Source organism: Vibrio sp. 2304 (assembly GCF_033339475.1).
GTDB lineage: Bacteria > Pseudomonadota > Gammaproteobacteria > Enterobacterales > Vibrionaceae > Vibrio > Vibrio alginolyticus.
Genome location: NZ_JAWOUQ010000002.1, coordinates 214,700 through 227,155 on the forward strand (window position 1 = coordinate 214,700; position 12,456 = coordinate 227,155).

Consider the following 12,456-nt stretch of genomic DNA (forward strand, 5'->3'; position numbering starts at 1 on the left):
TGGCCGTGACGAAAACAAAGCTTAATGCCCCCTAATTAACGTAGGCGTTCAAACACCACACTCTGATCTAAATGTTCGTGATACTGAGTGTAATCTAAGCCCACATCAAAGATATATTGGGTCACCAGGTTTCTAACGCACTCTATTAATTGGCTTGCTTGCCATGGTTTTTCAAAGTAGCGGTCAATGCCTGCGGAGTTGATCGCATTAATCGTATCGGTGTGCGTCGCTTGCCCGGTAAGAAGCACTTTCCTCGTAAAGCCAAAACGACCGTCTTTTGATACATCGGTCAGCAGTTCTACTCCCGTTTTACCTGGCATCACATGATCGGAAATAATCAATGCGATCATCTCGCCTTCTGCATCAAATTCATCCATCAGTTCTAGAGCCTCACCTGCTGATTCGCAGTCTTCGACATTCAACCATTGATTTAACGGCTCTAAATCTTGTAGAACCGCGCTTAGTACCTCTCGTTGGTCATCAACGCAAATTACATTAAGCTTCTCCATGTTCACCCTCTACTGGTAACTTGATTCTAAAAATCGTTTTTTCACTGTCGCTCTTTACCACAATAGAGCCGTTATATCCGGCGATAATGCGCTTCACAATCGACAGACCTAACCCTAAACCAAACGACAATCCCCCCTTTTTAGTGGTGAAGTTTGGCCGGAAAATTTTTCTACGTGTCGCTTCATCAATTTCTGGTCCGTTGTTAGCAATCGTGACCAAAATTTTACCCTTACTCTCCCGAGTATGTATTTCGATACCGGGTTTCTCCGTTTCACCAAGTGCATCGCACGCATTCTTTAAGATATTTACCCAAACTTGGACGAGTTCGGTTTGAGAACCAATAAAAGCAGGTAAATCCGCAGGGCTAAAACGAACACTCACTCGTCTTAAGTCACTTTGCAATAGAGCCAAGGCGCGATTGATTGAATCATTGATGTTAATCGCTTCATCCAAGTCGATATCCGTGCGCCCCAATTGTTTTACGGATCGCACAATGCCAACGGTATGTTTAGAAGCGATGCGTAAGTCATGGAGATCTCGCCCCATTTGCCAGAAACGTATCGCTTCTTCTGGTCTTTTTAGCCAATGTTCTGAAAGGAAGTTATTTGGAACGGCACGTGCAAGATCACGAGCAACCTCCTTGGTTAAACCGTAGTATTTTTCGAAGTGACGCCCCCGCTTTCTCGCTTCGCTAGAAAAGACTTTCTGCCCTTGCATTAAACCAAAATCAAAAAATTGACTCGCTTCCGGATGAACTTCTTCAAGCAGTTCCATGATAACTGTCTCTAGCCGTTCTGATTTACTGCTTACAACGCCTATCGCATTGTTCAACTCATGAGCAATACCCGCTGCAAGCTGCCCCAACGTTGTCATTTGCTCTGCGGTATGAAGCTTTTGTAGTGCTTTTTCTTTAGCCAATGCCTCTTGCATTGCGCGCCGTTGACGACGAGATAATTCGTTAACCATCACAGGCATAAATTGTGTCGTCAATGGCCCGTATGTCGCTTCTTCCACGGCGGGCGTATCGCGCTGTATCCAAGCCAATTCAACATCGGTTTGAGCAATCACTGTCGAAGAGGCAGTCCACGTACCAGAAAAGAAACTATGTACGCCAATAAACGCACCTTGAGACGCAGAAAATACCTGAATCGGTTTCTTGTCATCTTCCGCGTAATAGCCCGCCAGTTCTCCCGACAGCACATAGTACAAGCGATCGTTGTAGCCAGCTTGCTCAATAAGCACCGACCCGGATAGAACCGTTAATCGGCGTTCAAGGTGATTAAAGTAGCGTTGTACTAACGCGTCTAACTTCGTTTCGTACATGGGTTATCCAATATGCCCAACAGTATGTAAAATCCACACCATCACAAAACTGAGTAATACGCCAATCACGCCTAGCACGGCACCGATACGAGCCATTTGGCCGCTCTCGACATGCCCTGTTGCATGAGCTAACGCGTTTGGTGGCGTACTGATTGGTAACGACATACCGAGTGAAGCGGCAAATGTCACGACCAAGATCAGAGTAACTTCACCGCCGAGAGGCGTTAGCGAAGCCATAGAAGTACCCAGCGCAGCCATTATCGGCATCAGCAAGTTTGCGGTGGCTGTATGCGACATAAAGTTTGCCATTAACAAGCACAAGAAAGCCGCACCAAACAAGACAACATATGGCGAGAACTGATCAAACGGAATGCTGTGTACCACCAGCTTCGCAAGCCCGGTTTTATCTAGAGCAAGGCCCAGAGCAATACCGCCTGACACCAACCAAAGCACATCCCAAGAGATTTTCTTCAAGTCTTCTTTGTTAATGATGCCCGTCAATGAGAACACTGCGACCGGAATTAATGCTACTGTGTAAGAATTCATTCCATGTGCAGAACCCATCAACCAAAGAATAATCGTGCCGGCAAAGGTGACGTAAACCATTATTGCTTTGGGTGTTTTCAAAAACTTGCTTTTAATGTTCAGATCGATGGTGGTTTGTTCGGCTTTATACAAAAAGCCAATCAGAAACCAGGCTAACGCCATCATCACAATAACGAATGGCACACCAAATACCATCCATTCACCAAACGTAATTAAGTTGTCACCAACCAAATATTTTAGGGCGATGGCATTCGGTGGCGTGCCGATTGGAGTACCAATGCCACCAATGTTGGCCGCAACAGGAATACACAAAGCGAATGCAATTCGACCTGGGTCTTTAGGCCCGAAAACCGCTATCACAGGGGTTAAAATGGACAACATCATCGCTGTTGTTGCGGTGTTTGACATAAACATGGAAAAAACAGCGGTGATCAGCATCAACCCCAGCATAACGAACTTTGGTTTTTGTCCAAATGGTTTGAGTAACACTCGGGCTAAGTTGACATCTAACCTGTACTTTGTCGCCGCCATAGCCAAAAAGAAACCGCCGAGGAAGAGCATAATAATCGGACTAGCGAAGGTCGCCATTATCTCGTTGTATTGTAATAGCTCACCAAAATGTGGCTGCCCTTCTTGCAAACGAAAGAGCACAATACCTTTATTTGATACAAGCAATAGCTCTAGGACAATGATCACAACCGAAGTGGCGTAGATTGGAATTGGCTCGAATACCCAGCAAAGTGCGGCAAGCAAGAAGATTGCAATCACTCTTTGCTGGACGATAGTAATGCCATCAAATGGGAACGCAGAGAGAGGCATTAACCAAACAAGCAATGGTATCAATGTTGGAACAACGTATTTGAGATAAGGGCGCATAGTACTACTTCTCTTCCTGAGATGGTTAGCCAGACACATTTGGCGTTTGGAACGCTATTACCCGCCGCAAAACCAAAACTTTCAGACTGTTTTTTAAGCCTTCAGAGACGAAATGCGGTAATGGCGTTCCAGAGAAGATTATGTACACTGTTTTCAAACAAAACGTTGGTGCGAGATCAATGAACTCGTTTTCACATTGGAAAACATTTTATATCTGTGTTCAAGCTCACTAAATGCTCACTATTTAAGTTAAATATACTTTTCCATCATAAAGTTAGTTAAGGTTTCTCCCCTAACCTCAACACGTTGTCGAGACTTAACTGTGAAACCCATTTTCTCGTAAAAAGGTCGGGCGGTAATACTCACTTCAGAATACAGTCGTTTTATCCCCTGTACTTTCGCCTGTGAAAAAAGAAAAGACATCAAATCACGACCAACACCTTGTCCTTGGTATTCATGATGGCAAAAGAAATGATCAATCAAGCCGTCACCTTGCAAATCACAATAGCCAACGACCTGCCCTTCTATCTCCGCGACATAGGGTTGAATATCGTCCATTTTGCGTTGCCACACATCGAGGTCAAAATCTGATGGTGCCCAAGCGGAAACTTGTGATTCCGTGTAATCGCGACGATTAATGATTCGCACAGTATGGTAAAAGAGTGCCCACAGTGTTGGGGCATCCTCGGTGCGATAGCAGCGTATTGAGAGCATCAATTTCCTCATTCTTATTCAATAAATACTAAGCATTAACGCAAAGTGATACTAGTGAACTCATCATTTTCAATGCCAATCACTAAAGGCTTCCCAATCTGATCACTGTTCATCAGTACGGTTGTATTCAGCTCTCGGCTTGATCTGCGTATTTTGCTTTTTCTTATGATATGAACATTCACAATATAATCGGAATACTCCTTTATGATTCCGCCGGAAAATTCTACGTGCTCACTTTCATTGTCTCGGACAACATGAAATTTTCGATTGGCTTGAATATCAGTACTGATGGAGGAGTCACCATAGTTCAGCACAACGGACGTTGGTTCGCTATCTTGATTGGCAAAACAGCCAAATGCGAACATGCTTAATGCGAGTATACTTTTTGATTTAAACATTAATTATTCTATTTCTAGTTATTTTTCTGCTATTTGCATGACCAAACAGCACTTGTTCTGTGAGCGCCTATTGTGCCATAGCTGAACGCTGACTCTAAACGCGCAAAAAGATGAGCGATGAAAATTCCGCCCAAAACAAGCAAATGCGAGACAATGTGAGGGTCCCAAACTCACTCAATCAGTCAAAACCCACTGTAAATCTCTGTTTTTTTAATGTTTTTAATTCATGTGGCCGTGTAAGGAATACATACAACCTCTTACTTTTTCATACGCAACTAGACGAATCGTTCGAGAAATACGGCATCGTCTATGCCACATGTTACAAATCGGCTTACCTTATTATTGCGTATGAACTGGAATTATGGCACTAACTTCCCTCTCTCTTTTAATAAGGAGAGGATTTCAACAATCAGGCTTGCCACGTTTTTATAGCTAAAATCAATAGAGCGTTACCAACATCGGTTGGTCTAGGAGCAATAAATGAAAGACCTTCTCAACTTTACTCACCTTGTAAAAATTGGGTTCATGTCAATCGCGGTTATGCTGGGTGGATGCACTCAAGGAGATTGGCGTACTGCTAGCAGAGAACCTGCGGGTATCGCACCCGACCCTTCTAATGTTAAGCATGCTGTGATTGAGTTTTACGCCGCAGATGCGTTTGGTTGGCGAGGCTGGTTTGCTGTTCATACATGGTTTGCAATAAAGCCTGAAAATGCGAACGAATATACAGTGTATGAAGTAGTCGGCTGGAGAGTGAATCGCGGACAACCCGCTCTATATCAGTACCAAACTGGGACGCCAGATCGATATTGGTATGGTGCAAAACCAGAAAAGATCCTCTCCATACAAGGTGAAAAGGCCCGCCAGCTTATACCTAAAATACAAAGTGTTATTAACCAATACCCTTGGGCTGAAGAATATACGCTGTTTCCAGGGCCAAATAGCAATACATTTCCGGCTTGGGTGGGTAAACAAATTCCAGAGTTAGAGCTAAACTTGCCGTTTCGCGCAATTGGTAGCAGTTACGCCAGCGATTAACAGCAAAGGTTAGTCACTGGCTCGTTTTATGTTCAGCATAAAGCGCAATATCTATTGTGCGTCGTCACCCAACTCCGTTCTATTTCTTCCATTATGTTTCGCTTTATACAGTGCATTATCGGCGTCTTTCATTACCGCTTCAATTGGTGTGTCATTGCCTTTCCAATGAGAAACGCCCAACGAAACCGTGACCTTACCAACCACCTGAAAGTCATGTTGTTCCACGTTGTGTCTAATACGCTCTGCAACATCCATAGCGTGGTTTACGTCTGTTTTTTCCAAAAACATCATAAATTCTTCACCGCCAGAACGACACAGGTGATCATTAGAGCGAGCTTGGTCTTTCATTAACTGCGCAAACTCTCTAAGTAAATTGTCACCCACGTCATGGCCATAGTTATCGTTTACGCTCTTAAAGTGGTCAATATCTAGCGCCAAAACAGAGAACGCGGTATTTTCCTGCTTAAACAAACCAAGAACTTTATCTAATCCACGTCGATTCAATAATCCAGTCATCGAATCTGTTAATGTATCCAGTTGCAGCTTATCAATGGTTTTTGACACGATACCAAATGCTTTAAGAAAGCTAAGCTTCAAATGTGAGACCTCAAAATACCAAGACTTAACCAGTTTGAGATCATCGATAGATGATGAATGTTCTTCGACACCTCGCACAGCACCCGCTAACTGCCAAAGTGGTCTAGAAATAAGAAGGGACAAGAACCAAATTAGCAGCAAAGTTAATAAACCAATTGGAATCGACTTAAGGAAAACATTCCACATCTGTTCATCTAGCACAGATAACGTCATCGATTTCGGGCGCTGAGCAACAATTCCCCATCCTGATGACTTTACTGGTGCATAACCAGCAAGCATTTCGACGCCGCGAGAGTTAACAATTTCTTTGTTGCCGCTCTGCCCCATCGTCACCGCTTTGATTGCCTCATTATCGTCGATTATTTCACCAACCCTCGATTGATCTGGGTGATAAATCAGAGTGTTACTCTCATCGACAACGTAAAGGAAAGAACCATCTTTGTATGCGTGCTGGCTGAGTAACTCTGCGAGAATATTTTCTTTTTCTAGATAAATAGTGCCGCCGATATAACCTAAATATTCATTAGATTGAGAAAATATAGGGTATGAGATGGTTAACAAGTAATTTCCAGCGGGCGATATAAATGGTTCAGTAACAACTGGTGCTTGAGCGTTTAAAGATTGGCGTTTTCTTTCACCCACTAACCTTACACCTTTCACCTGAAGTGTTTCAGGGGATACAGAAATAATAACCCCTTTTGCATTAACGACAACCACAGAGTTAAATGATTTGGTTTGCGTTCTTAATCTCTCAGCCTCTTTATCAAGAAGCTGAGCGTCATGCATCTTGTCTTTTAGCACGTTCGCACTGTATTTTAGCTGCGACATTGAGCTTTCTATGAAAGAGTCTGTCATTTCAGACATTTTTTGGGCGTAAACACGGTTTGATTCTAACGTGTTATTGATGATGAGATCCCTTTGAACACGATAAATCGAGTAGAATGCGTTGATCAAAGTGACAAGCACACTGAACACACATAGGGTGACAATAAGATTTCTAAGATTGAGTTTTTCTTTTCTTCTAAAAGACATTGCCAATGGCCAACTTTGAAGGCTTTCTATATGAATGAGCGTATAGGTTATATGAAATTGATTTGATTTTCAGGTAGTAAGTTGGGATCAATGTTAATATTTGCTCACATTAAAGAACACTTTATGAGCTAAAAAGAGAATTCAGTAGCACGATAAAGAAACCGTGCTACTTTCATATTTGGCGTTTAAGAGGGTTTGGTCTCTGTCATCGTTTTTAACATATCCACAACTAGCTGATGATCATCTAACTGCGGTAAACCCGATACCGTCACAACCCCAACCAAACCAGACCCAGAAAGCCGAATTGGGAACGCGCCACCATGAGCGCAGTACTCACGAGCATCGAGATGAGGCTGATTTTCGAAATCACGTTGCTTTTGCTTGTTGTACAGAGAAAGATAGTAAGAGCTGTGGCCATACCTCAATACTGAGTTTCGCTTCCTACGGACCCAATCTAAATGATCAGCACAGGTTCCTGCCATCGCGTATTGAAATAGCGTTTGTCCAAAGCCGTAAACCTCAATAGCAACAGCCGCGCCGCGAGCTTCAGCCTCTTCTTTTAGAGCAAGGCCGATAGACCACGCAATATGGTGATTAAATTCCGCCAACTGAAGTTCATGCTCTTGCCGGGCCACGAGTTCAAGCGTCAAACTCATGGTTTCACCTGAATCGTTTTACCCGTTTTACTGCTTTCCAATGCCATCTCAATCAAAGCGATATTCTGTACTGCTTGAGCGGCAGGAACCGGGTTATCAGTACCCAAACGAATGGCATCTGCCACACCAACAAAGTAAGCTTGGTACGCGCCTCTCTCCGTTTTGATAGTTTGCGCACCGTCTTCGTCGTAACGGACGCCGTATAACGCCTCATCTTCTTCCGACCAAGCATCGTTTTCCGGCAAACGGCCTTCTTTTAAGTAGCCCTCTTGAGGATCTAATCCGAACTTTTCATATTTAGCTTCCGTACCCAATACTTTGTAGCGGAGATTCGGCTCTGGGCTATACAAGTTTGAATGCAAGTGCACAATATGCTCAGGGTAATGAAGTATCAAGTTGTAATAATCAATCGTCGTCGCGCCCGGACGCATCATTCGACATTGTGCGTCTATCGCATCTGGCAAGCCAAACAACACCAATGCTTGATCGAGAAGATGAGGAGCAAGGTCGAATAGAATACCACCACCATCTTGAGCTAGCTCTCGCCATCGTTGACGAACTTCAGGGCGGTAACGGTCAAAGTGTGACTCGAATAGCTTTATATCACCTAACTTACCTTGTTCGATAAGAGATTTAACCGTGAGAAAATCTCCATCCCAACGTCTATTGTGAAAAACGCTCAGCACCAGACCTTTCTCTTCCGCCAAGGCGATAAGTTCATTACCGTCTTCTATACGAGTAACAAACGGTTTCTCGACGATGACGTGTTTCCCATTGTTCAACGCACGCTTTGCAAGTTCGTAATGTACGTCATTTGGCGCAGTAATGATTACGAGCTCTGCATCACTATCATCGAGTAAAGTATTCGCATCAGAAAACCACTTAGCATCTGGCCAATCATTCTGAACCGCCTCCTGTTGACGAGAGCTTATCGCGCTCAGCGTTAAATTTGGTAGCGCTTTAATGAAGGGTAAATGAAACGTTTTTGCTGAATATCCGTAACCAATCACAGCGGTTTTTACGGGATCGTAAGCCATTGTAAGATTCCTTATTTCGGTGATACAACAATACATTCAATATCATTGTGATCGAGGAGTTGTTGAAAATCTGATTGAGGGGGATGATCGGTAATAATGATGTCGATCTTTGACAAATCACATACGTGGTGGAAATTGTCGCTACCAATTTTTCGGGATTCACAAACGACGATGACCTGCTGAGCTTGAGCAATCATCGCTTGTTTCATTGTTGCTTCTAACAAACTATTTGTTGTCAGCCCTCGGGATGACAATGCACACACGCCAATGAACGCTTTGTTCACGTGATAATGCTGCATTTGCTGCTCTGCTTGCGCCCCTAAAACTGCTCTGGCATAAGGGTCAAAGTGTCCGCCTAAGAAATAAACGTCCATTGTGTCGTTTGTCTCAGCAGCGGTCAGCACATCAATGCTGTTAGTAACGACGTTGAGCTTGTTTTCTCCACAACGCGCTTTTCCTGCATAGAGTGGGAGCAGAGATAAAATGGTGCTGGTATCAATAACAAGATGGTCGCGCTCATCCAACAACGCTGCGGCAGATTGAGCCAGTCGATGTTTAACGTCACTCACGGGTCGACTCGCGTATGCCTCGGTATGGGAAGAGATCGGCGCAAGCATGACACCACCTCGTATTCTTTGTAACCCAGGTTGCTGACTCAACTTAACTAAGTCTCGACGAGCTGAATCTCGCGAGATACCAAAGTACTCACAAACTTCAGACAACGTTACTTTATTTTGCTGATCCAGCTTCGCTCTGAGCGCTACGAGTCTTTCTTCTTGTGTCATGACTTAAATTCACTTAAGTGGTTTTAAGCAAACTTGCCACAATAATAGAAAAATTACCAACAAAACCACTTACAACCAACTCAATTGACCAAAGGTTAACCAAAGATAAATGAGCAGCAAGGCAAAACTTCCTAGGACGGTACGTTCACTCAAGCCCACATAGTTAGGCGTATGAAGTTTATTTATACCCGTTTAAAACAACTGGCTCATCTAGCCCTAACTTCACTCTATTTCTTTTAATAAGCGCTTTTGGTAGTGGAATAAACCCAGCATTTCGTACCTGTTGTGTATTGTGGTCGGTTGTAAGGAGTTCAAATAGCTTTGATTTTTTGATCTTCTGATTAGTGTCGAATTGTTTATTTATATAAACGTAATAGACCACGGAAAATGGATAGCGAAGAGAATAGATGCAATCTGTGCTCAAAGAGCATGAGTCATCGTTATGATGAACAGAGAGAGCCTTGTAGCTCGACCACTGTTCTGAGTATTTAAAATCGGAGTATCGCATATAAGCTTTGGCTGAAAAGTCGTCGCTTAAAGCCCGTTTCAATCGGTCTTCATCAAGCATTTGAATCGATGATTGACAACCATTAGAGCTCACATCTGGGTTACTTAAACGCATCTCCCCGAAAGCATACGTATTTGCATCACAGCGTTTCAATTCACTAACGGAAACACTATCTACCGTACTCTTTTGACTATTGATTACGACAATAGCGTTTGCCATTAAAAACAAACGTGTAGGCCTGTGGCCTCTTTCTCGTTGAAATCGGGAGATGTTTTCATCTGACCATTTCTTAGATGTGATCGCAATAGAGGCTCCGTCATTTAGCATGTCGTTAAAACCACCAGACTGAGATGCAAGCGCTACATTTACACTTGGCTCATCTATCAATGTTTCTATCGTTTCTAGTATCTCTGGTTCGACAAAAATCGATGTTCGAGCCTCAGAGTCAGCAAATGCCAGCGGTGAAATCAAACATGAAGCTAGAGCAAAGAAAGGCAAGACTTTAATTTTCATAATTCAACTCCAACTTCGAATTAGGTGTCAACTCGCTGTCCGAACTAAATATAGTCCACGCTTGTTCAGTACTTTCAGCTTTCGTGTTTACAACAGCAATTGTGCGCCTTTCCCGTTTTTTTAGTTGTACCGTCAATGCCGTATTCTGATAAAACTCTTGCTCTTCAATTCGATTATCTTGAATGCCGTTTCTCACTAGCAATTTTCGTATAGCTGCCGTTCTTTTCTTTGCCAACGCTTTGTTGTATTCGAGTGACGCTTCAGGGCTTGTGTCTCCTATCAGTATGACTTGCGCATTTGGGTTACTCTGAAGCAGTGCTTTCAACTCGCTTAGCGGCATATCATGAGATGGCGTTACCTGATGCTCATCCATCGCAAAGAAAAAGCTGATCAGGTGTGTCTGCGAGTCGTTGACCCAATTCGCACAGCCTTCACTGTCAACAACCACACCTTTTGGCGTATCTGCGCAGTTATCTCGTTGGTTTATCACGCCATCACTATCATTGTCTTTAAGGTCGTTGTACTGGTAAGTGGTCAACGTCGTATTCGGTGATTCAGCACAGCCTGCTAACATGAAAACTAGAAGACTCGTCACTGCGAATTTATCCATTATTGTTCTCCTTCCAGTTCTCTGGATACTCAACTCGCAACGCATAAGTCAGAATCCCCATCGAGTTGAATAAACGGTAAGTGGCAACCAAATGATCGTACTTTGTTCGGGTGTAGTTCCGTCTCGCAACAAACGTTTCAACTTTGGCATCTAATACATCTAACAAACTGCGTCGCCCTACATTGAACTGCTGGATGTACCCTAATTCAGTTACTTTCGCCGCATCAACGTTGACTTTTAAAAACTCCATTTGCTGTTGAAGCAATGTATGTGCGTCCCATGCCAGCCTTACACCTTCATTCGCATCTAGTTCTGCATTTGCTCGAATAGCCCTCGCCTCCTCTACTCGCCAGGCAGATGACTCCACTCGGGAGTCTGTAGAAAAGCCGTTAAAAAGATCGTAGTTGACCGTCAGCATAACCTTTGTATCTTCGTTAATGCCTTCAATATTATCCACGTTGTCTGTTTTGTTGGCTGACAGCTCAAGCTTGAGCTCTGGGTAGTAATCCCCCTTTTCTCTTTTTACTTCATGTCGAGCCGCCTCTAAATCTTTCATCGCTGACTGTATGGATGGGTGCAACCTAACCGCTTGTTTGAGTGCTTCGTCAAGCTTATTCGGAAGCAACTCCTGCGGGTAAACAGGTTCAACTAAGTTTTGCGGCGCTCGACCAACCAAACGTACAAATCTTGTTCTAGCATCGGAAAGATTGTTTTGGGCGGCAATCAATGAGGACTGTGTTGTCGCGACACGCGAAGAAACCTGCGCTAAGTCGGAGTTGCTGGTTAAACCTTTTTCTTTTTTATCTAGAATGAAACGGTAGATCTCTTGGTGTTCATTTAGGTTTCTTTCTGTCAGTTTCATCAACTCTCGGGCATGTAAAACATCCACATACGCTCTGACAGTATCTAATGCAACATTTTCCGCAGATGCCAATAAGTCCAAGCGTTCAGCTTCAGCCTCGTAAGATAGGCGATCAACATCAGCACTTGTTTTAAATCCATCAAATAACAGTTGGGAGATTCTTACGCCCATCTCCGTTCTTTCTAATGTTCTATCTTCACTGTCGATGTAGTTTCCGTTGTTATATCGAGTACCTTCGTACCCTGCTGCTGCATACAAATTAACCTGAGGAAGAAATGAACCATTTATGGCATTTCGGTCTCGTACCATCGACTCATAGCGAGAATAGCGAGCAAGCAAACTGGGGGAGCTATCGAGAGATAACGTAACTGACTCTTCTAAAGTCAAAGCGTTTGGCGACGATGATACTGCAAACAAGACCAATAACGTTGATTTAAGCCGCATCTTATAT

Annotated in this window: 13 protein-coding genes; 1 reads left to right on the top strand and 12 read right to left on the bottom strand. The window is 43.5% G+C overall.

Annotated features, from left to right (window positions below; all coding sequences use genetic code 11):
* Positions 1-35: 35 nt before the first annotated feature.
* From R7P64_RS05835 to R7P64_RS05855, 5 genes are all read right to left on the bottom strand, one after another.
* Positions 36-509 carry a response regulator gene (locus R7P64_RS05835; RefSeq protein ID WP_005377744.1) on the bottom strand — a complete coding sequence of 158 codons (474 nt, stop codon included), beginning with the start codon at positions 507-509 and terminating at the stop codon, positions 36-38.
* Positions 496-1,833 carry an ATP-binding protein gene (locus R7P64_RS05840; protein WP_318123252.1) on the bottom strand — a complete coding sequence of 446 codons (1,338 nt, stop codon included), beginning with the start codon at positions 1,831-1,833 and terminating at the stop codon, positions 496-498. Before R7P64_RS05840 ends, R7P64_RS05835 begins: the two co-directional genes overlap by 14 nt.
* A 3-nt stretch (positions 1,834-1,836) precedes the next feature.
* Positions 1,837-3,255 (bottom strand): SLC13 family permease, encoded by a 1,419-nt coding sequence (locus tag R7P64_RS05845; protein WP_017634015.1) that lies wholly within the window; start codon positions 3,253-3,255, stop codon positions 1,837-1,839.
* A gap of 249 nt (positions 3,256-3,504) precedes the next feature.
* Positions 3,505-3,969 (bottom strand): GNAT family N-acetyltransferase, encoded by a 465-nt coding sequence (locus R7P64_RS05850; RefSeq protein ID WP_017820619.1) that lies wholly within the window; start codon positions 3,967-3,969, stop codon positions 3,505-3,507.
* A 35-nt stretch (positions 3,970-4,004) separates the two neighbouring features.
* Positions 4,005-4,367 carry a hypothetical protein gene (locus R7P64_RS05855; protein WP_025766707.1) on the bottom strand — a complete coding sequence of 121 codons (363 nt, stop codon included), beginning with the start codon at positions 4,365-4,367 and terminating at the stop codon, positions 4,005-4,007.
* 480 nt (positions 4,368-4,847) lie between these two features.
* Between R7P64_RS05855 and R7P64_RS05860 the strand changes: the two genes are divergently transcribed.
* Complete coding sequence (locus tag R7P64_RS05860) at positions 4,848-5,405, top strand: DUF3750 domain-containing protein (RefSeq protein WP_158159643.1); 558 nt, start codon at positions 4,848-4,850, stop codon at positions 5,403-5,405.
* Between the two features lie 51 nt (positions 5,406-5,456).
* Here R7P64_RS05860 and R7P64_RS05865 read toward each other — a convergent pair whose 3' ends face one another.
* The 7 genes from R7P64_RS05865 to R7P64_RS05895 form a co-directional block, all read right to left on the bottom strand.
* Positions 5,457-7,034: a sensor domain-containing diguanylate cyclase gene (locus R7P64_RS05865; RefSeq protein WP_213962576.1), complete on the bottom strand. Its 1,578-nt coding sequence runs from the start codon at positions 7,032-7,034 to the stop codon at positions 5,457-5,459.
* Between the two features lie 185 nt (positions 7,035-7,219).
* Positions 7,220-7,690, bottom strand: coding sequence for a heme-degrading domain-containing protein (locus R7P64_RS05870; RefSeq protein ID WP_318118523.1), 471 nt, complete (start codon positions 7,688-7,690; stop codon positions 7,220-7,222).
* Positions 7,687-8,727: an oxidoreductase gene (locus tag R7P64_RS05875; RefSeq protein WP_005377752.1), complete on the bottom strand. Its 1,041-nt coding sequence runs from the start codon at positions 8,725-8,727 to the stop codon at positions 7,687-7,689. Before R7P64_RS05875 ends, R7P64_RS05870 begins: the two co-directional genes overlap by 4 nt.
* Positions 8,728-8,738: 11 nt before the next feature.
* Complete coding sequence (locus R7P64_RS05880) at positions 8,739-9,512, bottom strand: DeoR/GlpR family DNA-binding transcription regulator (RefSeq protein WP_167415180.1); 774 nt, start codon at positions 9,510-9,512, stop codon at positions 8,739-8,741.
* A gap of 178 nt (positions 9,513-9,690) precedes the next feature.
* Positions 9,691-10,533 carry a hypothetical protein gene (locus tag R7P64_RS05885; RefSeq protein ID WP_005390219.1) on the bottom strand — a complete coding sequence of 281 codons (843 nt, stop codon included), beginning with the start codon at positions 10,531-10,533 and terminating at the stop codon, positions 9,691-9,693.
* Positions 10,523-11,143 carry an OmpA family protein gene (locus R7P64_RS05890; protein WP_017634007.1) on the bottom strand — a complete coding sequence of 207 codons (621 nt, stop codon included), beginning with the start codon at positions 11,141-11,143 and terminating at the stop codon, positions 10,523-10,525. The genes R7P64_RS05885 and R7P64_RS05890 overlap by 11 nt, the downstream gene beginning before the upstream one ends.
* Positions 11,136-12,449, bottom strand: coding sequence for a TolC family outer membrane protein (locus tag R7P64_RS05895; protein ID WP_318123253.1), 1,314 nt, complete (start codon positions 12,447-12,449; stop codon positions 11,136-11,138). Before R7P64_RS05895 ends, R7P64_RS05890 begins: the two co-directional genes overlap by 8 nt.
* Positions 12,450-12,456: the final 7 nt, after the last annotated feature.